This is a genomic window from Pedobacter sp. KACC 23697 (assembly GCF_045348445.1).
In the GTDB taxonomy this organism is placed as follows: domain Bacteria; phylum Bacteroidota; class Bacteroidia; order Sphingobacteriales; family Sphingobacteriaceae; genus Pedobacter.
In genome coordinates this window covers 3,700,467-3,725,424 of sequence record NZ_CP157485.1, presented here as the reverse complement: position 1 = coordinate 3,725,424, position 24,958 = coordinate 3,700,467, and the positions used below count along the sequence as shown (strand labels likewise).

General features: G+C 38.4%; 22 protein-coding genes. 16 read left to right on the top strand and 6 right to left on the bottom strand.

Going from position 1 to position 24,958, the window contains the following annotated elements:
* The first annotated feature begins 49 nt into the window (after positions 1 to 49).
* Positions 50 to 6,412 carry an MG2 domain-containing protein gene (locus ABEG20_RS14975; RefSeq protein ID WP_406824097.1) on the top strand — a complete coding sequence of 2,121 codons (6,363 nt, stop codon included), beginning with the start codon at positions 50 to 52 and terminating at the stop codon, positions 6,410 to 6,412.
* A gap of 378 nt (positions 6,413 to 6,790) precedes the next feature.
* Here the strand turns inward: ABEG20_RS14975 and ABEG20_RS14970 are convergent, their stop codons facing one another.
* The 3 genes from ABEG20_RS14970 to ABEG20_RS14960 form a co-directional block, all read right to left on the bottom strand.
* Entirely contained in the window at positions 6,791 to 7,465 is a 675-nt protein-coding gene (locus tag ABEG20_RS14970; protein ID WP_406824096.1) for a LytR/AlgR family response regulator transcription factor, read from the bottom strand.
* A gap of 47 nt (positions 7,466 to 7,512) precedes the next feature.
* Positions 7,513 to 7,827 carry a GIY-YIG nuclease family protein gene (locus ABEG20_RS14965; RefSeq protein ID WP_265850869.1) on the bottom strand — a complete coding sequence of 105 codons (315 nt, stop codon included), beginning with the start codon at positions 7,825 to 7,827 and terminating at the stop codon, positions 7,513 to 7,515.
* 357 nt (positions 7,828 to 8,184) lie between these two features.
* Positions 8,185 to 9,723, bottom strand: a complete 1,539-nt coding sequence (locus tag ABEG20_RS14960; protein WP_406824095.1) for a sensor histidine kinase — start codon at positions 9,721 to 9,723, stop codon at positions 8,185 to 8,187.
* Between the two features lie 356 nt (positions 9,724 to 10,079).
* Here ABEG20_RS14960 and ABEG20_RS14955 point away from each other — a divergent pair, with 356 nt between their 5' ends.
* The 8 genes from ABEG20_RS14955 (at position 10,080) to ABEG20_RS14920 (ending at position 16,532) form a co-directional block, all read left to right on the top strand.
* Positions 10,080 to 10,427: a Spx/MgsR family RNA polymerase-binding regulatory protein gene (locus tag ABEG20_RS14955; protein WP_406824094.1), complete on the top strand. Its 348-nt coding sequence runs from the start codon at positions 10,080 to 10,082 to the stop codon at positions 10,425 to 10,427.
* 68 nt (positions 10,428 to 10,495) lie between these two features.
* Positions 10,496 to 11,236, top strand: a complete 741-nt coding sequence (locus ABEG20_RS14950) for a carboxypeptidase-like regulatory domain-containing protein (RefSeq protein ID WP_406824093.1) — start codon at positions 10,496 to 10,498, stop codon at positions 11,234 to 11,236.
* Positions 11,237 to 11,443: 207 nt separating this feature from the next.
* A complete protein-coding gene (locus ABEG20_RS14945; RefSeq protein WP_406824092.1) occupies positions 11,444 to 13,429 on the top strand; it encodes a M1 family metallopeptidase in 1,986 nt (661 codons plus the stop codon).
* Positions 13,430 to 13,546: 117 nt separating this feature from the next.
* Positions 13,547 to 13,954, top strand: coding sequence for a RidA family protein (locus tag ABEG20_RS14940; protein WP_406824091.1), 408 nt, complete (start codon positions 13,547 to 13,549; stop codon positions 13,952 to 13,954).
* Between the two features lie 919 nt (positions 13,955 to 14,873).
* The gene (locus ABEG20_RS14935) at positions 14,874 to 15,485 is read left to right on the top strand and encodes a class I SAM-dependent methyltransferase (RefSeq protein ID WP_406824090.1); all 612 of its coding nucleotides are present in this window, start codon (positions 14,874 to 14,876) and stop codon (positions 15,483 to 15,485) included.
* A gap of 20 nt (positions 15,486 to 15,505) precedes the next feature.
* Complete coding sequence (locus ABEG20_RS14930) at positions 15,506 to 15,724, top strand: VF530 family DNA-binding protein (protein ID WP_205058737.1); 219 nt, start codon at positions 15,506 to 15,508, stop codon at positions 15,722 to 15,724.
* 165 nt (positions 15,725 to 15,889) lie between these two features.
* Positions 15,890 to 16,270 (top strand): hypothetical protein, encoded by a 381-nt coding sequence (locus ABEG20_RS14925; protein ID WP_406824089.1) that lies wholly within the window; start codon positions 15,890 to 15,892, stop codon positions 16,268 to 16,270.
* 94 nt (positions 16,271 to 16,364) lie between these two features.
* Positions 16,365 to 16,532 (top strand): hypothetical protein, encoded by a 168-nt coding sequence (locus ABEG20_RS14920; RefSeq protein ID WP_406824088.1) that lies wholly within the window; start codon positions 16,365 to 16,367, stop codon positions 16,530 to 16,532.
* 117 nt (positions 16,533 to 16,649) lie between these two features.
* On the opposite strand, the gene ABEG20_RS14915 is transcribed toward ABEG20_RS14920, so the two are convergent.
* Positions 16,650 to 17,198: a rhodanese-like domain-containing protein gene (locus ABEG20_RS14915; protein WP_406824087.1), complete on the bottom strand. Its 549-nt coding sequence runs from the start codon at positions 17,196 to 17,198 to the stop codon at positions 16,650 to 16,652.
* Between the two features lie 354 nt (positions 17,199 to 17,552).
* On the opposite strand from ABEG20_RS14915, the gene rpsL reads away from it, so the two are divergent.
* From rpsL to ABEG20_RS14885, 6 genes are all read left to right on the top strand, one after another.
* Positions 17,553 to 17,966, top strand: coding sequence for a 30S ribosomal protein S12 (rpsL, locus tag ABEG20_RS14910; RefSeq protein WP_010599925.1), 414 nt, complete (start codon positions 17,553 to 17,555; stop codon positions 17,964 to 17,966).
* A gap of 17 nt (positions 17,967 to 17,983) precedes the next feature.
* Positions 17,984 to 18,451: a 30S ribosomal protein S7 gene (gene rpsG, locus ABEG20_RS14905; RefSeq protein ID WP_025145241.1), complete on the top strand. Its 468-nt coding sequence runs from the start codon at positions 17,984 to 17,986 to the stop codon at positions 18,449 to 18,451.
* A gap of 129 nt (positions 18,452 to 18,580) precedes the next feature.
* Positions 18,581 to 20,695 (top strand): elongation factor G, encoded by a 2,115-nt coding sequence (gene fusA, locus ABEG20_RS14900; protein ID WP_406824086.1) that lies wholly within the window; start codon positions 18,581 to 18,583, stop codon positions 20,693 to 20,695.
* Positions 20,696 to 20,826: 131 nt separating this feature from the next.
* Positions 20,827 to 21,132, top strand: a complete 306-nt coding sequence (gene rpsJ / locus ABEG20_RS14895) for a 30S ribosomal protein S10 (protein ID WP_008244591.1) — start codon at positions 20,827 to 20,829, stop codon at positions 21,130 to 21,132.
* Positions 21,133 to 21,232: 100 nt separating this feature from the next.
* Entirely contained in the window at positions 21,233 to 21,478 is a 246-nt protein-coding gene (locus ABEG20_RS14890) for a hypothetical protein (RefSeq protein WP_406824085.1), read from the top strand.
* Between the two features lie 123 nt (positions 21,479 to 21,601).
* Positions 21,602 to 21,877 (top strand): hypothetical protein, encoded by a 276-nt coding sequence (locus tag ABEG20_RS14885; protein ID WP_406824084.1) that lies wholly within the window; start codon positions 21,602 to 21,604, stop codon positions 21,875 to 21,877.
* 273 nt (positions 21,878 to 22,150) lie between these two features.
* Here the strand turns inward: ABEG20_RS14885 and ABEG20_RS14880 are convergent, their stop codons facing one another.
* Positions 22,151 to 22,513 (bottom strand): hypothetical protein, encoded by a 363-nt coding sequence (locus ABEG20_RS14880; protein WP_406824083.1) that lies wholly within the window; start codon positions 22,511 to 22,513, stop codon positions 22,151 to 22,153.
* A gap of 110 nt (positions 22,514 to 22,623) precedes the next feature.
* A complete protein-coding gene (locus tag ABEG20_RS14875; RefSeq protein WP_406824082.1) occupies positions 22,624 to 23,271 on the bottom strand; it encodes a hypothetical protein in 648 nt (215 codons plus the stop codon).
* A gap of 139 nt (positions 23,272 to 23,410) precedes the next feature.
* Between ABEG20_RS14875 and ABEG20_RS14870 the strand changes: the two genes are divergently transcribed.
* The gene (locus ABEG20_RS14870) at positions 23,411 to 24,754 is read left to right on the top strand and encodes a deoxyguanosinetriphosphate triphosphohydrolase (protein WP_406824081.1); all 1,344 of its coding nucleotides are present in this window, start codon (positions 23,411 to 23,413) and stop codon (positions 24,752 to 24,754) included.
* Positions 24,755 to 24,958 lie beyond the last annotated feature (204 nt).

Here is a 24,958-nt window from a genome sequence, read left to right as displayed (position 1 = left end):
TATGGAATTTTTAAGTTTAGCCCATCTATACTAAAACGCAATTCATCTTATGAACATATTATTACGTATCTCCTCCATATTTTTTCTCCTCATTTTGCTGTCCTTAAGTGTTTCTGCACAACAGAAATATACACTCAACGATTTTTACAGGGTAGATTCAATTGCCAGCCAGGCCAAACCAAAAGACGCGCTTATTGTGATTAACAAAATAAATGAGCAGGCACGCCAAATGCATAATATACCTTTGTTGGTTAAATCGGTTATTTACCGGATGATGTTTCAGAGTTACCTGGAAGAAAACGCCTTTGATCAGATTTTAATTGATTTACACAAAGATATTAATACTGCTAAACAGCCTGAAAAAAGCATTTTACAGTCACTTTTAGCCGAAACTTATTGGAATTACCTGCAACAGAACCGTTGGCAGATTAACCAGCGTACACAGGTACAGGGCGATATTGGAGATGATATAAAAACCTGGAGCGTTAAGAAGCTGAATGATGAAACAGTAAAATATTACCTGTTATCGTTAAAAGAAAGCCAGATTTTAAAACAGATTAAAGTAGATACTTTGGATGCCGTTTTGGCCGGTGATAAAACATACAGAAGCTTTAGACCTACTTTATACGACCTGCTGGCCCACCGTGCCATAGACATTTTTAGCAATACGCAACTCAATCTTACGCAATATGATGATGACTTAATTGATATGGGTAATGCTGATTGGTTTGGAAACAGAAATACATTTTTAAACATTACCATACCTACAGACAGTACTTCGTTTAAAACACAGGCTTTGCAGCTGTTTAAAAACCTGATCAGATTTCATCAAAACAGTAGTAATTTTTCAGCGCTGGCCGATGTGGATTTAAAAAGGTTGAAATTTGTACAGCAACATTTTACCGGCGAAAAACAAGAATTGTACGATAACGCCTTAAGTCTGTTGGCTGAGCAAAGCACCCAAAGCGAAGTTTTTGCTGATATTTTATATGAGCAGGCTGCTTTACATAAAAATGCACAATTATCCGTTGATACCATTAAACAAAACCTGAATAAAGCGGTTTTTTTGGCCGAAAAAGCGATAAATGCCTTCCCGGAAAGCATCGGGGCAGAGAATGCCAGGAATCTGATCGAAGAAATTAAAAGCAGTACTTTATCGGTTAAAGTAAAAGAATTTGTACAGCCCGGTCAACCCAGTCAATTATACCTGGCCTACAAAAATACAGATACCATACGTTTGAGGTTGTATCATTCGCCCGAATTTAAAAATGATGATGAACAGTTTAGCAATAAGGCTGATTTTTTAGCTTTTTTAAAGAAGAATAAAATAGTTAAGCAGTGGGCAGTAGCTGTGCCCAGTACCAACGATTATCAAACCCACAGTTTAGTGGATAAAATGGAAGGATTGCCTTTTGGTCGCTATACTTTAATTGCGCAGACCATTAACCGTAACCAGAATGATACCGTTTATAGCAATATCAGTTTTAAGGTTACGGCAATGGCAGTGATTAATAGACGCAATATGGATAAACATGAATATTTTGTTCGTCAGCTGAACAACGGTGCACCTTTAAAAAATGTTAAAATTCAGCAAAGGAGATATGATTACAGGACCCGTAAATATATTGATGGTGAATGGCTAACTACAGATGGGAATGGTTATGCCAGTACCGCCGAAACCCAGTCGGGTATGAGTGCAGCATTATTAAAGTTTGGTAAAGATGAATTACAGATCAACATTAACAATTATAATGGCTACCGGGATGATGAAGATGAGGAACGTGTAATTCTATTTACCGACAGACCGATCTACCGCCTGGGACAAACCATTTATTATAAAGGATTGTGTTTGAATATCCTGAATGGGAAGAATAAAATAGACGTAAATAAGGCCGTTAATATTTCTTTTAATGATGCCAACGGAAAAGAGATTACCAAAACGAAATTGATGAGTAACAATTACGGCACATTTCAAGGTTCTTTTACCATCCCTATAGGCATATTGAACGGTCAGATGGAAATTGAAACCGAATATGGCCGCATTGCTGTACAGGTTGAAGAATATAAGCGGCCTACTTTCGAAGTGGTTTTTGATAGACCCAACAAAAATTATAAACTGAACGATAGTATTAAAGTTGAGGGGAAGGCCAGTTCTTTTTCTGGCTATTCAGTAAGCAATGCCAAGGTAACTTATAAAGTTTTCAGGAACCTGATGTATGATTACAGACTCAGCTACGGGCAACAGCATGCAATTTATGGCTCAAGGATAAATGCAGAAAGAAAACAGGTAGCTATTGGTAAAACAAATACTAAAGCAGGTGGTAAATTCGAGATTTCCTTTTTTGCAAATGCTACGGATACCGGTAAAAATTATGTCTACGAAGTCGTAGCTGATATAACCGATTTAAATGGTGAAACCCGTTCGAAGACGATCAACCTAACTGTAGGAAAGAAAGATATTATACTTAACATCAGTACAGAACAAGTTATGTATTTGAGCAAGAAAGCAGATAGCATCTCTTTTTCGGTTACCAATTTAAATCATGAAACCATTAAAGCTGATGTTAAAGCAGAATGGATTTTATTGCAGGCGCCATCAAGGCTGATGAACAAAAGCCCTTTTTATGCCGAAAATTATGCCATGAGCAAGGAAGATTTTATTAAAAACTTCCCTCATGATGACTATAACAATGAACTTGAAGTAGCCAAATGGCCGGTAAAATCAGTAGAATTTAAACAAAACCTTAGCGCCAAAACTGGACGTGGAAATTTAAGCTTTAGTCAGAAAGACCTGAAGCCAGGTTATTATAAAATTAGCTTAACGGCAGTAAATGGACAAAATGATACGGTTACAGTTGATAAATACCTGGTGATTTATCATGCAGCGCCAGCGGTCATACAATCAAACATCGAATGGGTTACACCAGAGGTTACGGTGATCAAACCAAACGAAAGTGCCGTATTCCGTTTGGCAGGTTTAGCAGAAAACAGCAAGGCTTATTACGAAGTTTATTATCGCGATAGTATAGCCGAAAAAGTGTGGATCAGTTTATCGCCAAAACAGGCCATTATTAAAATACAACCGAAAGCCAATTACGAAGATGGTTTTGCCGTACAGTTTACCATGGTGCATCAGGGCACTGTTTACAACTCCATGCAACAGGTTCAAATTGTCGATCCACAGAAAGAACTGAACATCCGCTTTTTAACCTTTCGCGATAAGTTGCAGCCCGGTGAAAAGGAAAGCTGGAAACTGCAGATCAGTAATAATAAGGGAGAAAAACAAATGGCCGAAATGGTGGCCACACTTTACGATGCAAGTTTAGATGACCTTAAGCCAATGGATTGGAATACCAACCTGCAAACCACTTTTAATTATGGTTTCTATAACTGGAATTTCAATGTAAACAATGTTGCTAACCCGGGTTATCTATGGTTTTTAAGACAGGACAGGGATTATAGCGTAATTACCCGGAGTTATGAAAACCTAAACCTGTTTGGGTATAACTATTATGGCGGATACAATTATGGCTACCGGAACTACATCAGCAATTTACAAAGAGCTCAACGAAAAGGTTTATCTCTGGAAGCGTTAAAAAAACTGGCGGAGTTAGAAAACGGTAAATTAATTTATGGGGTGGTGTTCGATAATCAGGGCGAAATACTGCCGGGTGTACAGGTTAGCATAGGTAAAAAAGTTATCACCACCAATGTTTATGGTATTTATACAATTGATGGCAAAGCCGGGGAAATACTTCATTTTTCTTATATAGGCTATAAACGCTTTTCTGTGAAAATAGGTAGTAAAAAACGAATTGATATAGCACTGAAAGAGGATGGGAATGCTTTAAATGAAGTAATGGTTGTAGGCTATGGGGCGCAGAAAAAGGAGATGACAAGTGCAGCGATACAGATTAGAGGTTCGGCTACCTTGCAGGGGAGGGTTGCGGGGTTAAGTGCTGCGCCACCTACAGTCGAAATGTTGAAGAGTGCATCTTCAGGAGGACTATTAAATGATAAACGCTATGATCCAACATTGCGTCAAGAAGTAGAGGCGCTCAAATATCAAAAACCAAATATTACAGCCCGTACCAATTTCAACGAGCTTGCATTTTTCTACCCGCAGTTGTTAACCGATGACAAAGGCGAAATCAAGATCGAATTTACCATACCGCAAAGTTTAACCCGCTATAAAATGATGGGTTTTGCACATACCAAAGATTTAAAAACAGCAACGGTTACGAATGAGCTGGTAACGCAAAAACAATTGGCCATTGGCATTAATGCACCACGGTTTTTTAGAGCGGGCGATACCATTTTATTAAGCGCCAAACTGAATAACCTTTCAGGTAAAAAACTTACAGGCAACGCTAGTTTGGCACTTACCGACGCCTTGACAGGAAAAGCCATCCAGATTTTTGAGGCAAATGAAAAATCAGCGAAAACTTTCGAGGTGGACAATGAGGGAAACGCTGTTTTAAAATGGACATTGATTATCCCATCAGGCATTAGTGCCATTACCTATAAAGTTTTGGCCCAAAGTGGCAAATTTAGTGATGGTGAAGAAAATACCATTCCGGTTTTGGCAAATGCCATGTTGGTGACCGAAAGTATGCCTGTAAATGTGCGTGGCAACACTACCAAAACTTTCGATTTTGAGAAACTGAAGCAATCAGGAACATCCAAAACCTTACGCAACCAAAGTTTAACTTTCGAGTTTACCTCTAATCCGGTTTGGTACGCAGTACAGGCCTTACCTTACCTAATGGAATATCCTTACGAGTGTGCCGAGCAAACTTTTAGCCGCTTTTATGCCAATAGTTTTGCAACGGGAATCATCAATTCATCACCAAAAATTAAAACGGTTTTTGAACAATGGAAAAATACCAATAACGGCGAAGCATTGTTATCAAACCTGGAGAAAAACCAGGAATTGAAATCGATTTTATTAGAAGAAACACCCTGGGTACGCAATGCAGCTAATGAAAACGAACGTAAAAAACGTTTGGCTGTACTTTTCGATTTGAACAGAATGACCTATGAGTTAAAAGCCAATTTTGAGAAGCTGGAAAAAATGCAGTTTAATAACGGTGCATTCCCATGGTTTAGTGGTATGCATGAAGATCGATACATTACCCAGCACATCGTTTTGGGCATGGGCCAGTTAAAAAAACTGAAACTGATCGATGAAAAAGCTTATCCAAATTTTAATGCAATGCTAAATAAGGCTACTATTTATTTAGATGCGGAATTCGTTAAAGATTATAAGAAAGAACTGAAGGAAAAACGCTTTGGTTACTTGCCTTTACACTACCTGTTTGCCAGAAGTTATACCAATCAAAAAAATACATCAGCAGCTTTTGCAAAAGCTAAAGATTTTTACCTCAAAAAATTAGTGGTCGACTGGAAAACCTTTGACACTTACCAGTTGGCACAGGCAGCCTTGGTTTTAAACAGAAACGGCAATCATGTAGAAGCAAAAAAAATCATTACCCTGTTAAGTCAAACCGCACAACAGAATGATGAAATGGGCATGTACTGGGCTACCAATAAAGCGGGCTGGTGGTGGTACCAAAGTCCGGTTGAAACGCAGGCTTTATTGATGGAGGCTTTTGACGAAGTGGCCAATAATACCAAAGCGGTGGAAGAAATGAAAATCTGGTTGCTTAAAAATAAACAAACCAATGATTGGAAAACGACTAAAGCAACTGTTGCGGCCTGTTATGCTTTATTAATGAAAGGTTCTGATTTATTAAACGAAAGTAACCAGCCTGAAATTATCATCGGAAATCAGAAACTGGCTGATCTGCAACAGCCAAATGCGAAGCAGGAAGCTGGAACAGGTTATCAGAAGGTGACCATTGCTGGTGCTGATGTAAAACCGGAAATGGGTAAAGTGCAGGTGAAAAATAATAATACAACAATTGCCTGGGGAGCGCTCTACTGGCAATATTTTGAACAAATGGATAAAATAACTTCAGCCAGTACGGGTGTTAAAATTAAAAAACAGTTGTTTATCCAAAAAACGAGCGAAAAAGGTGATGTTCTGACACCATTAACGGCAACAAATTTTTTAATGCCGGGCGATTTGTTAAAAGTGCGCATAGAAATTTATTGTGACCGGGATATGGAATACATTCATTTAAAAGATATGCGTTCATCGGGTTTCGAGCCCGTAAATGTCATCTCCAGCTATAAATATCAGGATGGTTTAGGTTATTATGAAAGTACAAAAGATGCTTCAACCAATTTCTTTATCAGTTACATGCCGAAAGGAACCTACGTTTTTGAATATCCGTTAAGGGTTACCCATTCGGGCAATTTTTCGAATGGCATTACCAGTTTACAAAGTATGTATGCGCCAGAGTTTACTACACATTCTGAAGGGATAAGGGTAAGTGTAAAACCTTAAGATTTTGGGCGCCGAGCTTTCTCATCAATATAGAATTGTTTTCCTGAGCTTGTCGAAGGACATTTTTAAATGTCTTACAAGATGTTTCGACAAGCTACCATTAACAGACTCCAATAGAATGGTCGTCATCTCGGAGCGGAGCTACGCGAAGTGGAGAGATCTATTAATTTAGATTTTGCTTCGCAGAGCCTTCGGGTTCTCGACTGCGTTGCACCCGATAGATAGCTATCGGGTCCGCTCGAGATGACGGTAACATGAGGGAATTTTTACATGAAGATTAATTACTGTCATTCATATCGATTTTTATCCAATAAACTATCCTTCAGGATGATGTCATCTGAGGTGAAATCGCCATTATGATATAACCCTTAAATTACATTAAGTAAGTTGTATTCCGCCGTAAGTGGCGCCAATGGGAATGATTTTTTCTCCAATCCAAATCTGGCTGCGGTCAAATTTGGATATTTTGTTTTTAGCAATAATGAATGCCCTATGGCAACGGATAAAACCTGTTTTCGGCAATAGATCGGCCAGATCGTTTATCGTAATGCGTGAGCTTAATAATTTGCTTTGAAGCTGGATTTGGGTATAATTGCCTGATGCTTCGATGTACAAAATTTCATCAAGTGCTACTTTTACCTGTTCGTAGCCATCTTTTATAAAAATGTGACTGGCTTTTGCTTCTTGCTTTCCGCTTCGCAGGTTAAATAGTTCGTGCGCTTTATTGCATGCTTTTAAAAAGCGCGAAAGTGAAAAGGGTTTTAGCAGGTAATCAATTGCATCAAGTTCAAAGCTTTGTACCGCATGTTCGGTGTAAGCCGTGGTAAAAATTACCATTGGTGGCTTGCTCAGGCTCTTTAAAAAATCAATTCCGCTGATATCTGGCATTTTAATGTCGAGAAAAATTAGGTCTACACTATTGTGTTGGAGATAAGTGATGGCTACAAAAGCATCTGTAAAGGTTTTCTGCAATGTAATAAACGGAACTTTTGAGGCATGCGATTTTATAATCTCTAATGCAATCGGTTCATCATCTATAGCTATGGCAGTCATTTTTGGTTGGTCTTTGTGGATGTCAGGCTAAGCGTAGTCTAAGCCCATTATTTGGTAAAATTCTTATGGCTAGTAGTGTTTTTACAAATAGATAGTTCTTTAAGTTTATCCCAGTTATCGTTTATAATAGCCTCTTTCTTTTTTCTAGACCAACCTTTAATTTGTTTTTCAAAATTAATGGCTTCATTAATGTCTTCAAAGTGCTCGCAAAATACTAAGATTATAGGTCTTTTTCTAGCAGTATAACAAGTTAGGTTTGTAGCATTTTCGTGTTCATAAAGTCTTCTGTCTATATCGTTTGTAACTCCCGTGTAGTAGGAGTTATCTGCGCATTTTAAAATATAGACAGTATAAGTTTCCATTTAATTTTTGCACTTCGATTCCAATAAAAAGTAATGTCATCCTGAGCGGAGTCGAAGGATCTTTAACCCTAATAAATATAGCGAAATCATTAAAAATGTCAAATGTTAATAAGTTTTGTTAATTGCGCTTCAACTCCGCTCAGCGTGACAAAACGATTGTATTATACTTATTTAATAATCGATTTTAAGTAGTATCATTTCAATTCTTCTCATTCAGTTTAGTAATGTCGTCCTGAGCGGAGTCGAAGGATATTTGCATGAATAGTAATTATCTGATTATTGCGCTTCGACTCCGCTCAGCGTGACAAACGGTTTTATGCTTCATTGAATAATGTCGTTCCGAGCGGAGTCGAAGGACTAATCCAACTGCAAAGTTAAATGAACAAAAAACTCATTGGCACTTTCACGGATAATCAGTTCGTGTTTTCCATAATAGATTAATGATAAACGTTGTTTAACATTTTCGAGTCCGATGCCGCTTTTCAATTTCTCGGGATCGTGATCTGCTTTGATGTATATACTATTGCTTACATCAAAATATAATGTACTTTCTTTAGTTTGCAGCGTAATTTTAATGTACGAAGGTTGTTGCAAACTAATCCCGTGTTTAAATGCATTTTCGATAAATGGGATTAATAACATCGGTGTGATCTGTAGGTTGTTCAACTGTTCTTCAATGTGCGTATCAATTCTGATATCAGCAGAACGTGAGGTACGAAGCTTTTGTAAATCGATATAATTGTTCAGGTATTCTACCTCCCGGGTCAGCGAAATCTTATCCTGTGTATTTTCGTGGAGCATAAAACGCATCATGTCGCCCAGTTTTTGAATTCCCTCACCGGTTCTTTCTGCATTTTCCTGTAAAGCAGTTCCATATAGTGTGTTTAATGCATTAAATAAAAAGTGTGGATTGATCTGTGATTTTAAGAAATTCAGGTTGGCATCCGATTTTCCCAGTTCTGTTTTCAGCATCTGGATTTCGCTGAGTTTTTCAAATTTATGTTTGTAAATATACCACGCAGACGGTGTGGTGATGCAGATTAAACATATGATATTTAAGACCAGCGTAATTGGTATAACTTCGCCATTGCGCATAAATGGGATTAGGATAATCAGCAATAGAATGGAGATGATTATGGTTAAACCTACATTCCCCCAGAAATACCGGCCAAAGCCCTTAAAGTTTTTACGAAGATTTGGAATGATATAATAAATGGCGCAAAAGGCAAAGAAAATATTTACCGGTGGTACAAGTAACCAAACAATCAATAATTCATAATCTATCTTTAACGAGATTACGGCAGCGAATACCATGAGCGAAATCAGCCAGATTTTAGTAGCAGTGAATATCTCCGGAATGATGTTGTTATTATAATGATTTAAAAAAGGAATTCTTTTTAACAGTTCTAATCCGCGTTCGTTAAAATAAGAATAGGCATTAAATAAAAGGTATAGAAAAAAAATATAAGTAAAGGCTTCACCAAAAAACATATCGTAAGCTTTATCTATATCATCAAATTCTACTATTCTGTAGGCTTGCGTATAGGTATTGGCAACCATCCATGTAATAATAGAAATGGTTGTAACGGCAATGGTAATGATCAGGTTCATGGCAACGTTTTGCTTTCTGGCCAATTGGGGCATCGAGACAAAACTGAACAGCAGGAAACTGAAATAAATGATACTGATCTTAAACAGTTCAGGAAGGAAAAAATTCTGCATGATACTGTAATCGATCGAGTTTTCAGAGAAATGGTACGATCTACCGGATCCATAGGTGATCTGTGTACAAATACTGATCAGGGCTAGTATATATAACGTTGTAGAGATCCAAAACGCTAGTTGGTTGATGTTTTTTGATTTGATAGCAGATGAATGACCTGAAAGAATTTCCATTTTTTTCTAAATTAATGTTACAATTTTACAAAGAGAATCAGCTACAAAATTTAAAATGTGATGGATGGTGCTAAAAATGTGACGGATGATCAGAATTGAAGAGTTGTCAACTTTCATCGCCCGCTCGCTAAAAAGTTGACAACTCTTTAATTTTTAACTAAATGTATTGATGTATAGTTAGATGTCTGTTGTGCTGCCAGATGTTACCTGACTTTTCTCGAAAATCAATCATTCAACTTTGTGTCTGATGGTAATATCCAACAGCACGGATAAACAATTTTACTATCTTTGAAACGGATGGCTGGGATTGGTTTTTCCATCATCCATATAACATTTTCCATCTTAAATTATTCAATATGACCGTTTACGGAATTCCAAATTGCAATACAGTTAAAAAGGCGCTCGATTGGTTAAAAGCACATCAGGTAGATTTTGAATTTCACGATTTCAAGAAAAAAGGCATTATCGCTGAGAAATTAAACGACTGGTGTAATACTTTTGGTTGGGAAACGGTACTAAACCGTAAAGGCTTAACCTGGAAAAAACTCACCAAAGAGGAGCAGGCAAAAATTGATAACCAGGATTCGGCAGTTGCTTATTTGAAAGAAAATACCAGCGCCATTAAACGCCCGGTTATTGAGAAAGATAGCAAGGCTGTATTAATTGGCTTTGACCATGAAAATTATTTAAAAACACTAGCCTGATTCAATTGTTCTAATGTTAAAGATTGTTAAAAGCAGTTTTTAATTGTTGAACTAAGTTACTTTTGAGTATGTACAAACTGATCATTTTTCTATTGCTGGCCTTGCCCATAAGTGTTTTTGCACAAACGGTAACTACGGGTACAGTTTTCGATTATTCGAAAAAAACACTTTCTCTTCCTGGTGTGAGTATCAGAAACCTGAACAGTAAAAAAGTAACCAGTACAAATAAAGACGGAAAGTATAGCATTAGCGCTAATATTGGTGATCTTTTAGAATTTTCTGCCGTGGGCTATCATACTGATACGCTGTACCTGACCAACCTCTTGAACAGAACGATATACCTGCCGGCTAAAACGAATAGCTTAAAAGATGTAGATATTACCGCAGTCAGGATGAATAGTCAGATTACGGATGCTAAAGATCCACTGGCTGAGAAATATACGCTATTGAGTACAGGCGGAAACCTGAACCGTAAGCGCATGACCGATAAAGTTGGCGGCTTAAGCCTGAATCTTGGTTATGGTAAATATAAGAGACAACAGCGGAAAGAAGCAGATTTAGAAGAAAAGGAAATGTATCAGGATGAAATAGACGAAAACTTTACGCCAAAGGCCATTACTGATCTGACTAAACTTGAGGGTGAAGAACTTAAAAACTTTATGATCATTTACAGGCCTTCAATCGAAGCTGTAAAGTCCGAAAGACCATTCCGCTATGCTTTTTACATCTCACGTGCCTTTGCAGCATGGAACAAATTAACGCCTCAGGAAAGAAAACTGCAGGATCTGCCAAAATTGAAGAGTAATTAAAAAATAATCCGTCACCCTGAATTCATTTCAGGGTCTGCCTCATGAAAGCTTACCACCTAATAAAATTGATAAATATGAATAAATATTGATTTGATTAGGGTTAAAAAATCGTTTAAATAAACACAACATTATTGGTAATATTATAACCACATATAAATGGATCTGTGGTTATTTTTTATATTTACAGCTTATTACAACCTTATTATCATGAAATTGACTAAACTGATTAATTTTGGTTTGGTTTGTTGTGTTTTTGCTTTTTCAGCATCAGCTCAACAGACTGCGCCCCCCGTACCAGCTCCAAATTATAATCCTGCTGAAGCCTTTGGACCACTATTTTACACCCAAAATGGGAATGAGTTCCGTTCTGCCAATGGTGCACCGGGGCCGAAATACTGGCAAAACCGTGTTGATTATAACATTACGGCCAACCTTGATGAAACCAAAAACATAGTTAGCGGAACAGTTACCATTACTTATAAAAATAACAGTCCCGATAAGTTACCCTATTTATGGTTACAATTAGATCAAAATACTTTTAAAGAAACTTCACGTGGTTATGCCATTACCCCTTCACGAAGCCGCTACGGCGCACAGGGCGAAAAATTTGATGGTGGATATAAAATCCAGAATGTTAGCGTAGCCCAAAAAGGTGGTCTAGTAAAATTCACCTCCATCGTTGAAGATACCCGCATGCAGATCCGTTTAGATCAGCCTTTGGCCCCTAATGGTGATCTGATTACCATTAAAATGGATTATTCGTACATTGTACCCAAAGAAGGATCGGATAGAACCGGGCATTTAACCACCAAAAACGGCGAAATTTTTGCCATTGCGCAATGGTTTCCACGCATGTGTGTGTATGACGATGTAATTGGCTGGAACACCTTGCCCTACTGGGGAGGCGGCGAGTTTTATTGCGAATATGGCGATATCAACTTTGCCATCACTGCACCGGCCAGCCACATTGTAATGGGCTCGGGCGAGTTGTTAAACCCTGCTGAAGTTTTTACCCCAGAGCAGTTAAAAAGATGGAACGCGGCTAAACTGAGCGATGCCACCGTGCACATCCGTAGCGAAGCAGAGGTAACCGATCCAAAATCACGTCCGGCGAAAGATAAATTAACCTGGAAGTTTAAAATTATCAATGCACGCGATGCAGCCTGGGCTTCATCAAAAGCATTTGTATTGGATGCGGCAAGATATAAACTGCCAAGCGGTAAAACAGGTTTAGCGGTTTCTGCACAACCTGTAGAAAGCAATGGCGTCGATTCTTATGGCCGTGGCGTAGAATATGTGAAATCTACCATCGAGCATTATTCATCAAAATGGTTCGAATACCCTTATCCTATGGCTGTTAACGTAGCTACAAATATCGGTGGTATGGAATATCCGGGTATTGTTTTCTGTGGTTGGACGGCGAAAAAAGCCAGTGCCTGGGGCGTAATCGATCACGAATTTGGGCACACCTGGTTCCCGATGATTGTAGGTTCTAACGAGCGTAAATACGGTTGGATGGACGAAGGATTTAACACTTTCATTAATGGTATTTCTAAGAAAAACTTTAATAAAGGCGAATATGCAGGTCCTCCGGCTGATTTACACAGAATTGGCAGAAGTGTGATCGGTAACCCTATTTACGAAAATATTATGCTGATGCCAGATGGTATGGCCGAAAGAAACATCGGCCTTAACCTATACAGCAAACCAGGATGGGGCCTGGATATTCTGAGAAACCAGATCTTAGGTGAAGACCGTTTTGACTATGCTTTCCGCCAGTATATTAAAAACTGGGCATTTAAACATCCAACGCCATTTGATTTCTTCCGTTCGATGGAAAATGGTGCAGGAGAAGATTTAGCCTGGTTCTGGAGAAGCTGGTGGTTAAACAACTGGAAAATGGACCAGGGTATTGCCGGTGTTGAAGCTGTTAAACAGGGCGATAAACTGGTAGGCTATAACATTAGAGTCGCAAACCTGGAGAAAATGCCGATGCCAATCATTCTTCAGGTTAAAACCAAAAGTGGAAAAACCGAAACGGTAAAAGTTCCGGTTGATGTTTGGATGAAAAATACAAGTTGGTTGGTTCGTTTCCCAACAAGTGAAGAAATTGAATCGGTGACGCTGGATCCGGATAAAGTATTGCCAGATTCGAATCCTGATAATGATACCTGGACCGCTGCGGGCAACTAAGCTAAACTTAAATAATTCCAGACCTCCTGATTTTAAAAGATCAGGAGGTTTTTTTATGGCAAAGTACCGACGGATTAATTTTAAATATCAATTAGTTTAGCAATAAAATGATATAACATGAGCACTTCACTAATAGAAATAAGCAATCCTGAAGGAATTTACGATCCCCGTCCACATGGCTATTCACATGTTGCATCTGTTCCGGCCTGGAGCCAGCTGGTATTTGTTGCTGGCCAGGCAGGGAGTAAAACGGATGGTGTTTTAAGCCCCGATTTCAGGACACAGGTAGCCATTGTATTTGAAAATATTGCAATTGCTTTGGCAAGCAAAGGTTTAAAAATGGAAAATATTGCCAAGTTAACCACTTTGGTTGTCGATTACGATGAGGAAAAGCACGAGATCCTGATCGAAGAATCGAATAAAATATGGGCTGATCAAAAATTCCCGGTAAATACACTTATTCCGGTACAAAGGTTGGCCTTAAATGGCATGTTGATCGAAATTGATGCCACGGCTGTTGGTTAATTTATAAACCCGGTTACCACAGAACGTTCGTTTTCAAATAAAAAAAACATTGTTTAGGCTTAGGAAATGAACAGTCCGATTCTTTTGGCGGTCTACAGTCCCGCTCCCGCTTCTGCACCCGATGAAAAATCGGTTGCATCCCGCTCCGATCAGGTTTATTTACAGTGGTTAAGCTCTTTTGGCTACATGGCGGGAGCAGGCCTTTCATCCTAAACCTGACAGTAGCGAGCATGAAGTGCAACGGAATAAAGCGGATGGCAGGGCTACAATGGCCAAGTACCACAGCACGTTCGTTTTCAAATAAAAACATTGTTAAGGTTTAGGAAATGAGCAGTCCGGCTCTTTTGGCGGCCTGCTGTCCCGCTCCCGCTTCTGCGCCCGCTGAAGAACCGGTCGCATCTCGCTCCGTTCGGGTTTAGTTACGGCGGTTAGCTCGTTTGGCTACATGCCTGGAGCAGGCCATTCATGGTAAACCTGACAGCAGCGAACACGAAGTGCAACGAAGTAAAGCGGATGGCGGGGCTACAATGGCCAAGTACCACAGCACGTTCGTTTTCAAATAAAAAAACATTGTTTAGGCTTAGGAAATGAACAGTCCGATTCTTTTGGCGGTCTACAGTCCCGCTCCCGCTTCTGCGCCCGCTGAAGAACCGGTCGCATCTCGCTCCGATCGGGTTTAGTTACGGCGGTTGTCTCGTTTGGCTACATGCCTGGAGCAGGCCATTCATGGTAACCTGACAGCAGCGAACACGAAGTGCAACGAAGTAAAGCGGATGGCGGGGCTTCATTTGCCAAGAACCATTGCACCTTGGTTTCCAAAAAAGAAAAATATGATTAATTTGGTGTTGTTAACGCATCATGAGGTGCCCTGTATGTTTTAAATCTCTAAAACAACATTAATAACAATAGAAATTTAAGGATGGAAAAAGCAGAGCGCAAAAACGTTTACAAAGTTTACAATAAAATAGGGCGTTGGTTTGCCGAAAATCGTTATGCCGATTCAGTAGAAAAAGCTTACTTAAATGATATCCTCAAACACCTTCCAACGGATGCAAAGGTTTTAGACCTGGGCTGTGGTAATGGAAAACCCATATTGGAATATTTTATTAACCATGGTATAAATGTTTTAGGCGTTGATGCCAGTGCGCTCATGATCGAATTGGCTAAGGCCAGCTTCCCAGCCACAAGGTTTCTGATTAAGGATATGCGGAAACTGGATCTGGATGAAGAATTTGATGCCATTATTGCCTGGCACAGCTTTTTTCATCTTCCGGCTGATGATCAGTCTAACATGTTTACTGTTTTTAAGCGTCATATAAAGGCTAATGGTATTTTACTGTTTACATCTGGAACGGAACGGGGAGAAGTATGGGGAATGAATGGTGGCGAAAATCTTTTTCATGCCTCATTGGCTACAGCTGAATATCAGGACTTACTTCAGGCAAACCAATTTGAGGTAATCAGACATAAAATAAACGATCCTGATTGTGGTGGCGCAAATGTTTGGATGGCGAAATACAAACCCCGATAAATTTCCTTTAACTTTGCTAAATGGCCGAACAGCAAAAGAACAATCCCTTACACGGTATCACTTTAGAGAAAATAGTAACTGACCTCCATGCACATTATGGCTGGGAAAAATTGGGATCATTGATCAGGATCGATTGTTTTAACAACAACCAAACGATCAAATCGAGCTTGAAATTTTTAAGAAGAATGCCCTGGGCAAGAAAAAAGGTTGAAGATTTATACCTCGATACTTTTAAATGATGGAATGAATGAGTTTAGAATGATAGAATGGGCTAGTCTAATCCAACATTCTCTCCTTCGGTCCTTCCGTCATTGAATCATTAAATCCTTCTCTCATTCCATCATTTCTCTTTCCTTTGCAACCTTTCTTTTAAAACCGTCGTCATCCTGATCTAAACTGTACAAATGAAAAATATTTTCTACTGTTCTTTACTAATAGTTGCGTTAAGCAGCTGTGCGCTTGGCGTTATGACAACGGTTTATTCCATGTCGAAGGGTAAACTGGATATCCCTCAGAAAGAAACTTACACTGTCGTTTACCAGGCCAATTTTGATGATCATTTATCAGCTGATGTGGCTTACACTAATGAAAGTGGGAAACAGGCAGAACTAACAGAAGTAAATGGAGCGTGGAAAAAAACGGTTACTTTAAAATCAGGATCTCATGTTCAGCTTAAAACACTAGCCGTTGCCCAAAAAGAAGCTAGAGGCGAATATAAAATCCTGGTAGATGGAAAAGTGATTTCTGAATATATTAACGGGCAAAAGGTTAAATTATACTTTTGACTTTGACTTACCATAATTCATTAAATCTTCATTTTGATTTTCGAGATTTAATCAACAAAATAATCAGGTTTATTCATTATTAATTAAATCGAAAATGAAAGCAATTAAAGTTTTAAGCATCGCTTTATTAGCCATGTTTACCTTTGCAACAGTTAATGCACAAACTGCAGCCCCTGCAAAAACAGCCACTGTAAAATCGCAGACAAAAAAAAGTCATAAAAAACATCATCATAAACACACACACAAAGCAACCAAAGCTTAAAAAAGGAAAGTCTTTCAGGTAAAACTGGAAGACTTTTTTTATGGCTGCTAAGCAAATGAGCCATCGAACAGGCTATTGGTTCCACTTCTGGAATAAGCTTTTTGCAGGTTAGGGGCATTATTGGCTATTGGTTCCCTCAAAAGTTACCCTTTTATCCTGTGTGCTTACCAATTCAGAAAGTTCATACACATTTCTATATCCATAGCCATATAGATTAATATACGTAGGGATATTTAAGGCCAACGAAATTGGTGCTATTTTTTTCTTTATTAAAGCAGGCACAACCTCTTTGCTCGCAAAATTTACCTGGTCATCTATAAAATTGTTATTGCAGTAGATTAGTATTTTGGTATCTGCGTGGGGAATAATCCTTAACAGGTTTTGTTGTGTAAAATCAGCGAAGTTTAAATGTATAGCTCCTTTAATATGTTTTCGTATAAATAGGCTATCTGAGCGGGTATCTAAAATAACGGTACCTTTTTCCCCCGCCATTTTTAAAAATGCTGGTAAATCAACAAGCTTACCTTTTCGGTGTGTTTTAACCCGGGGTATGAGTTTTTCGTAAGCATCAAAATCTACATTGGCCTTTCTTTTAGTGGAAGTGGGTTGTGCATTACATAGAAGTGAAAGGCTGCAAAGTATGATAGTGATGATTTTTATTTTCATTTTTTTGAAAGATTAATAATTATAGCACGCCTGGCACGATCAAATTATGGATTTTGCTCTGCCCGATTTTGCGTTTTTTTTAATTTAAAGCAAATAATTTGATTTTAATAAAGATAATGCATTTTAAACAACGGTATGTAAAAACAATGAAGTATTTACCATAGAGGATTTGGAGCGCGGACTGTTAACCAAAAATCTTCAAGTAAAAACTAATAATTGCCAACTGAATTTTTTTGCGCTAACCTCTTGATTTTTAAAAAGAATTGTTCTACTTTTGCAGTCCGTTTTATGGGCTATCTGTAAGGATGCCGGGGGAGCGGTAAATTTTTTAAATAAAAAACATAAAAAAGCACAATGCCAACCATTCAACAATTAGTTAGAAAAGGTAGAGTAGCACTGGAGTTCAAGAGTAAGTCTCCAGCGTTGGACAGCTGTCCACAGCGAAGAGGTGTATGTACACGTGTGTACACCACTACCCCTAAAAAACCAAACTCAGCAATGCGTAAAGTAGCCCGTGTTCGTTTAACGAACGGTAAAGAGGTGAATGCTTACATCCCTGGAGAAGGTCACAACTTACAGGAACACTCTATCGTATTGATCCGTGGTGGTCGTGTTAAAGATTTACCAGGTGTACGTTACCACATCATCCGTGGTGCGTTAGATACATCAGGCGTTGCTGGTCGTAACCAACGTCGTTCTAAATATGGTACTAAACGTCCTAAACCAGGTCAGGCAGCTGCTGCACCTGCAAAAGGAAAGAAAAAATAATCGGGAGGAAATAAGAAATGAGAAAGTCAAAACCAAAAAAGAGAATTATTCTTCCTGATCCAAAATTTAATGATGTTCAGGTAACCCGTTTTGTAAACAACATGATGTACGATGGAAAAAAATCTATCGCTTATTCAATTTTTTACGATGCTGTTGAAATTGCTGAGAAAAAAGCAGGTGAAAACGGTTTAGAAGTATTTAAACGCGCGTTAACTAACATTATGCCAGCTGTAGAGGTTAAATCCCGTCGTGTTGGTGGTGCTAACTTCCAGGTTCCAACTGAAGTTAGACCAGAGCGTAAAACAGCTTTAGGTATGAAATGGTTAATTTTATACGCTCGTCGTCGTGGTGAAAAAACCATGAAAGAGAAATTAGCTGGTGAAATCGTAGCTGCTGCTAAAGGTGAAGGTGCTGCTGTTAAGAAGAAAGAAGATACGCACAAAATGGCTGAGGCTAACAAAGCGTTCTCTCACTTCAGATTCTAATTCAGAATTAACAGATTAGTAAGATTACACAGATTTAATTAGAAGATTATACTGATTAGCTAAATTACACCGATTTGTTTTTACATAATCGGTGTAATCATTTAAAATCAGATAAATCAAAAACATAACATGGCAAGAGATTTAAAATTTACAAGAAATATTGGAATCGCGGCTCACATTGATGCGGGTAAAACCACAACAACTGAGCGTATCCTTTATTATGCTGGTGTAAGTCACAAAATTGGTGAGGTGCACGAAGGTGCTGCAACAATGGACTGGATGGCACAAGAGCAAGAGCGTGGTATTACCATTACTTCTGCTGCAACTACAGTTAACTGGAAATACAGAAACCAGAACTATCACATGAACATTATCGATACACCGGGACACGTGGATTTTACCGTAGAGGTAAACCGCTCGTTACGTGTATTAGATGGTTTAGTGTTCTTGTTTTCGGCTGTTGACGGTGTTGAACCTCAATCAGAAACGAACTGGCGTTTAGCTAACAACTACAATGTTGCCCGTATCGGTTTCGTTAATAAAATGGACCGTTCTGGTGCTGACTTCTTAAAAGTTGTTAAGCAAGTTAAAGACATGTTAGGTAGTAATGCGGTTCCTTTGCAATTACCTATCGGTTCTGAAGATAACTTCAAAGGTGTGGTTGATTTGATCAACAACCGTGGTATCGTTTGGAATGAGCATGATAAAGGTATGACCTTTACTGAAGTGCCTATCCCTGATGATATGGTTGATGAGGTTGCTGAGTGGAGAGAGAAATTGTTAGAATCAGTTGCTGATTATGATGAGTCTCTAATGGAGAAATTCTTCGACGCTCCTGAAACCATCACTGAACGCGAAGTTTTAGACGCTTTACGTGCAGCTGTTTTAGATGCTAAAATCGTTCCTATGGTATGTGGTTCATCTTTCAAAAACAAAGGTGTGCAAACCATGTTGGATTACGTAATGGAATTATTGCCTTCACCTCTTGATTCAGAAGGTGTAACCGGTACTAACCCGGATACAGGTGCAGAAGTTTTATTAAAACCAAGCATCAATGAGCCATTTGCAGCTTTAGCATTTAAAATTGCAACTGACCCATTTGTAGGCCGTTTATGTTTTATCCGTGTTTACTCAGGTAACTTAGAAGCTGGTTCTTACGTTTACAACACCCGTTCAGAAAGTAAAGAGCGTATCTCACGTATCTTCCAAATGCACGCTAATAAGCAAAACCCTGTGCCTAATGTGGCTGCTGGTGATATTGCTGCGGTAGTAGGATTTAAAGATATCAAAACTGGTGATACACTTTGCGAAGAGAAAAACCCGATTGTTCTTGAATCGATGAACTTCCCTGAGCCGGTTATCGGTTTAGCTATTGAGCCTAAAACTCAGGCTGACGTAGATAAATTAGGTATGGGCTTATCTAAATTAGCTGAAGAAGATCCTACATTCAGGGTTCAGACAGATCAGGAAACTGGCCAGACTGTAATTTCTGGTATGGGTGAGCTTCACCTGGATATCTTAATTGACCGTTTAAAACGCGAATTTAAGGTAGAAGTTAACCAGGGTGCACCACAGGTAGCATACAAAGAAGCTATCTTCGGTACTACTGAACACCGTGAAGTTTACAAAAAACAATCAGGTGGTCGTGGTAAATTCGCCGATATCAAAGTGGTAATCTCTCCAATTGATGCTGACTTTGAAAAAGGTGGTTTACAGTTCGTAAATGAAATTGTTGGTGGTTCAATTCCTCGTGAGTTTATCCCTTCAGTTGAAAAAGGATTTGCTTCTGCAATGACTAATGGTGTACTAGCTGGTTATCCGCTTCCTGATATGAAAGTACGTTTGATTGATGGTTCATTCCACGCAGTCGATTCAGATGCTTTATCATTCGAGCTTGCTGCCCGTATGGCATACCGCGAGGCTTTACCTAAATGTAGACCTGCCTTGATGGAGCCTATCATGAAAATCGAAATCTTAACTCCTGAAGAAAACATGGGTGATGTGATCGGTGATATGAACCGTCGTCGTGGTCAGTTACAAGGTATGGATACCCGTAACGGATCTCAGGTAATTAAAGCATTGGTGCCACTTTCAGAAATGTTCGGTTATGTAACACAGTTACGTACCATCACTTCAGGCCGTGCAACTTCTACAATGGAATTTGACCACTATGAGCCAGCGCCTAAAAACGTTCAGGACGAAGTAGTAGCGAAATCTAAAGGAAGAATTAAATCTGAAGACTAGTATTTGTTAAGCGGATAGCGTTTTGCGTTTAGCGATGATTTTCGCCGCACGCAAAACGCTTAACGCAAAACTCAAGATAAATCCGGTTTCTGTTGTTAATAGCTCTAACAGGAAACCATAACTAAAATAAGATGAGCCAAAGAATCAGAATTAAATTAAAATCTTACGATTACAACTTGGTAGATAAATCTGCAGAGAAAATCGTAAAAACTGTTAAACCTACGGGTGCAGTGGTAAGTGGTCCGATTCCACTTCCTACAGAGAAAAAAATCTTTACTGTTTTACGTTCTCCACACGTAAACAAAAAAGCTAGAGAGCAATTCCAGTTATGCGCTTATAAACGTTTATTGGATATTTATAGCTCTAACTCTAAAACAGTTGATGCTTTAATGAAACTTGAATTACCTAGCGGTGTTGAAGTTGAAATCAAAGTTTAATTGATTTTAAAAGAACAGGAAAGGTCCCGATGCAAATTGGGACCTTTTTTTGTACAGGCCAAATTCTAAAACAAAACCTCGGCTGACTGGTTGTACTGATATGACAAGTAAAGATAAGGAACAAGAAGGATTGCCTGTTGAAGGACAGGATTTTGCTGATCCTAAGGAAGAACTGAAAGATAAGCCTTCCTCGCATGGCGAAGTAGCCAATCAAAAAGGTAGTGATTTTTCTGACCTGGAAGAAAGCAGAATGGAAAACCCACCAGAACACCGGGATGAAAATGGTTCATCTAAAGATGATCTGGATAGTGGTACAGAGATAGATCAGAGTAAAGGTGTGAATTAGCCGCGGTGGATTAAGAACCGATAAAATGAGGTAAAAAACTTTGTACCACATAATTACACCGAAATTAAACCTTTCTATCATATCTAATGTTCTTAGGAAAGAGTATCTACAAAATAAATTGCTATGGAAAGTAATGAAAATAAAAATATTGATCCTAACGGGGAGATTAACCGCAATGAGGATGATATAGAATGGGATAACGGAGAGGCTACCTATGGACATAAACGAACTGATTTTAAACGTAAAGATGAGCCACAGTCGTCACATACGGTAAACACAGAAAATGACCCTGCCCGTAGCGTAAATGAAGATTTAAATAATTCGAATTTAAGTCAGGGAGAAGATATTGGAAACAGAAACAAGAATGATGAGAAAGGTTTGAGAGGGAAAGATTTATGATTTAATTATAAAGAGATTATCCTCGTAGCATAATCCCTTTATAATCGTTATGCATTTTCCGGTAGATGGAAATTATTTAGGATTCAACAACCATAATAATGCCTTAATTAAGTAGCGAACGCCCTTAAGTAGTTAGTTAATGATCATCGTTTAATTTTGCCGCGAATCCTACAATGCTGTAAATTTCAAAAACTTAAAATCAAATCACAAGTAATATGGATTTAATATATTGATATATGTCAATTTTTTGAATCAGGTCAATCAGCTTTATTTTTAAATTCCAGTATTTAATGCATGGTTTTCATCAGCTTCATTAATACCGGTTTTCGTTTTGAAATCTTCGGACGAACTGCCGGTATGACTTTCTGCACGCTCTAATGTTGGGTCTTTATCTGCGCTGTTATAGGCATCATCGCTAAGTGAATCTTTACCTTGTGTGCCAGAGTTATCTGCCCCGTCTTTTGCTAAAGGATTTCCTTTAATTAATTCGCTGGGCTCTTTGCCATAAGCAGTTACGACATTGGTATCATTACCATCTTCGAAAGCTTTTTGTACATCAGATTTTTCTGATTGTTCATCACCTGATCCTACATAACCTTCAGTATGCTCTTTTTTGTTATATATGCTCGTTTTCATGTTATCATCGTTTAATCAATAAATAAACAGTAGGGAAGCTAAATGGTTTGATTTGCATCATCAAGAAGGATGATTAACAAAAAAGGCAGATATTTCTATCTGCCTCCTGTTTAGTTTTTATAAGGAAAATTCCGTGATATTTTTCGCATCATCCGTTCTACCATATCATCGGTAGAACTCATGATGTTATCGTCCATTGTTTTAAAAAAACGCCATAGTAATTCGCCATCTGATCCATTATTGATGGTTAAGAACATGGTACCTGTTCCGGATTTTCCTCCAAAACCTCCAAATAAAACAGCGGAGGCAATTGCCCCTGCTTCTGATTTCGTTTGTTCTGTTTCGAAACGACCGCCGATCACCGCATCAACACCAAGTATTTTAGCTAATTCATCTTTAGTTGTTTCATCTAACTTATTCAGAACGCCAGCTTTTTTTAATAGGATATTTGTTTTGTCAACATCCTGAAAAGTTACGGTGTAGTCTGAAGCTTTTCTTAACAAGAAAGTATACATACTGGCCTGGATAGATCTAGCCATTGATTCTTCTTGACTTTTGTTCGCTTCTGCATTAAAATTCTTTGGTTGTTTCTTGTAAGAAATTTTTACTGCGTAAGGTAGAATAGCTACAACTTTGTGTGTTTTGATCACATCCTTTAATCTCGGACTTTCAAAAATTTGTTTAGCGCCTTCAAATTGTGCTTTGGTCAAAACCGTAAAGCAGCATAAGACAGCAAGCGTTAATAAGATTTTTTTCATTGTTGTTTGTTTGTTTGTTTGGGCGCAAATATAGATATATCTTTTAATTGATGTAATACAAATTTTACCTGAAACTTTATGCTTAACCATTTTTGCGTTTTGTTTAACTTGCGCCAAATTTTAAATGCCAACGGGATATATGGAGTGGAAATATTTACTTTCGAATAAAAGATACGGACAAGAGCAGTATGGTGCCAGTACAGATCGGGCGCGTTCAGATTTTCAGCGTGATTACGACCGGTTGATTTTTTCGTCCCCGTTTAGAAGGCTGCAGAATAAAACACAGGTTTTTCCCTTACCTGGAAGTGTTTTTGTGCACAACCGCTTAACACATAGTTTAGAAGTGGCGAGCGTGGCCCGTTCCATGGCAAATATATTCTTGAAGGGCATAGAAGAGCACCAACCACAGCTTATTAAAGATGTTCCTTTAATTAATGAAGTAGGCAATATTGTGGCTGCCGCTGCTTTAGCGCATGATTTGGGTAACCCGGCATTTGGACATTCCGGAGAAGCCGCCATTTCGCGCTATTTTACAGACGGTGACGGTAAGGTTTACCAGAAAGAAATGAGTGAATCGCAATGGCACGATTTAATTAATTTTGAAGGAAATGCAAACGCTATCCGCATCTTAACCCATCCCCTTAAAGGAAAAGGAAATGATGCGTATGCGCTCACTTATTCTACCTTGGCTTCGATAGCTAAATATCCGTGTGCCTCAATTGCCGGCAAGCAGAAAGGTATGCTACACCGTAAAAAATACGGTTTCTTCCAATCAGAAGAAGAGAGTTTTAAAAAGATTGCTACAGAACTTCACCTGGCACAGGAAGATAGTGAATACCTTATCTATAAACGACATCCTTTGGTTTACCTGGTAGAAGCTGCTGATGATATCTGTTACAGCATCATCGATCTGGAAGATGCACACCGCCTCAAGATACTTTCCTATGAGGAAGTAAAAGATTACCTGTTGCCTTTTGCCAATTCAACAACAATAGAGGGACGTTTAAAAAATGATTACGAAGACGACGATGCCAAAATTGGTCTACTGCGTGCGAAAGCCATTAATACTTTAACAAACGAATGTGCAGCTATATTTTTTAGCGAACAAGAAAAACTATTAAATGGTGAACTTAACCATAGTTTAACCGATTTATTACCCGAACCTTACATCTCGGCATGGAAAGCTGTAGAAAAAATCTCCGTAGAGCGCATATACAATTTCTCTTCCGTAATACAGAAAGAAGTGGCGGGTTATAAAATTATGGCCGGTTTATTAGAAGAATTTGTTCCTGCACTTATTCATAATAATACACACTATTACAAAAAACTGGTTAAACTTATTCCTAAACAATATCACACCGATTTGACCGATATTTATTCTATTATACAAAGTGTATTAGACTTTGTTTCTGGAATGACAGACCTATATGCTGTAGATTTATACCGGAATATTAAGGGGATATCTTTTCCTTCAGAAACGTAGTATTTTTAAATACCGATAAGTTTTTATTCCAATTTCTTTAAATTAATGGAGCGTTAATACCCTCAAAATGGCTGTTCGTGTAAAATTATGAAGTTATTATTTATATATGAATTTGATTTACAGCGATTTGTATACTGGAGGTGCATTTTTCGTGTAAAGCACAGTTCTCAACTTGTACTAATTATTAGATTTGATCGTTTGGCT

What these genes read in the sequence shown, in the direction of transcription:
- fusA (WP_406824086.1), top strand. Translation starts at nt 18,581, where the DNA reads ATGGCAAGAGATTTAAAATTTACAAGAAATATTGGAATCGCGGCTCAC.
- rpsL (WP_010599925.1), top strand. Translation starts at nt 17,553, where the DNA reads ATGCCAACCATTCAACAATTAGTTAGAAAAGGTAGAGTAGCACTGGAG.
- ABEG20_RS14950 (WP_406824093.1), top strand. Translation starts at nt 10,496, where the DNA reads ATGTACAAACTGATCATTTTTCTATTGCTGGCCTTGCCCATAAGTGTT.
- ABEG20_RS14975 (WP_406824097.1), top strand. Translation starts at nt 50, where the DNA reads ATGAACATATTATTACGTATCTCCTCCATATTTTTTCTCCTCATTTTG.
- ABEG20_RS14965 (WP_265850869.1), bottom strand. Translation starts at nt 7,827, where the DNA reads ATGGAAACTTATACTGTCTATATTTTAAAATGCGCAGATAACTCCTAC.
- ABEG20_RS14940 (WP_406824091.1), top strand. Translation starts at nt 13,547, where the DNA reads ATGAGCACTTCACTAATAGAAATAAGCAATCCTGAAGGAATTTACGAT.
- ABEG20_RS14870 (WP_406824081.1), top strand. Translation starts at nt 23,411, where the DNA reads ATGGAGTGGAAATATTTACTTTCGAATAAAAGATACGGACAAGAGCAG.
- ABEG20_RS14885 (WP_406824084.1), top strand. Translation starts at nt 21,602, where the DNA reads ATGGAAAGTAATGAAAATAAAAATATTGATCCTAACGGGGAGATTAAC.
- ABEG20_RS14955 (WP_406824094.1), top strand. Translation starts at nt 10,080, where the DNA reads ATGACCGTTTACGGAATTCCAAATTGCAATACAGTTAAAAAGGCGCTC.
- ABEG20_RS14915 (WP_406824087.1), bottom strand. Translation starts at nt 17,198, where the DNA reads ATGAAAATAAAAATCATCACTATCATACTTTGCAGCCTTTCACTTCTA.
- ABEG20_RS14925 (WP_406824089.1), top strand. Translation starts at nt 15,890, where the DNA reads ATGAAAAATATTTTCTACTGTTCTTTACTAATAGTTGCGTTAAGCAGC.
- ABEG20_RS14935 (WP_406824090.1), top strand. Translation starts at nt 14,874, where the DNA reads ATGGAAAAAGCAGAGCGCAAAAACGTTTACAAAGTTTACAATAAAATA.
- ABEG20_RS14970 (WP_406824096.1), bottom strand. Translation starts at nt 7,465, where the DNA reads ATGACTGCCATAGCTATAGATGATGAACCGATTGCATTAGAGATTATA.
- ABEG20_RS14920 (WP_406824088.1), top strand. Translation starts at nt 16,365, where the DNA reads ATGAAAGCAATTAAAGTTTTAAGCATCGCTTTATTAGCCATGTTTACC.
- rpsG (WP_025145241.1), top strand. Translation starts at nt 17,984, where the DNA reads ATGAGAAAGTCAAAACCAAAAAAGAGAATTATTCTTCCTGATCCAAAA.
- rpsJ (WP_008244591.1), top strand. Translation starts at nt 20,827, where the DNA reads ATGAGCCAAAGAATCAGAATTAAATTAAAATCTTACGATTACAACTTG.
- ABEG20_RS14930 (WP_205058737.1), top strand. Translation starts at nt 15,506, where the DNA reads ATGGCCGAACAGCAAAAGAACAATCCCTTACACGGTATCACTTTAGAG.
- ABEG20_RS14945 (WP_406824092.1), top strand. Translation starts at nt 11,444, where the DNA reads ATGAAATTGACTAAACTGATTAATTTTGGTTTGGTTTGTTGTGTTTTT.
- ABEG20_RS14960 (WP_406824095.1), bottom strand. Translation starts at nt 9,723, where the DNA reads ATGGAAATTCTTTCAGGTCATTCATCTGCTATCAAATCAAAAAACATC.
- ABEG20_RS14875 (WP_406824082.1), bottom strand. Translation starts at nt 23,271, where the DNA reads ATGAAAAAAATCTTATTAACGCTTGCTGTCTTATGCTGCTTTACGGTT.
- ABEG20_RS14890 (WP_406824085.1), top strand. Translation starts at nt 21,233, where the DNA reads ATGACAAGTAAAGATAAGGAACAAGAAGGATTGCCTGTTGAAGGACAG.
- ABEG20_RS14880 (WP_406824083.1), bottom strand. Translation starts at nt 22,513, where the DNA reads ATGAAAACGAGCATATATAACAAAAAAGAGCATACTGAAGGTTATGTA.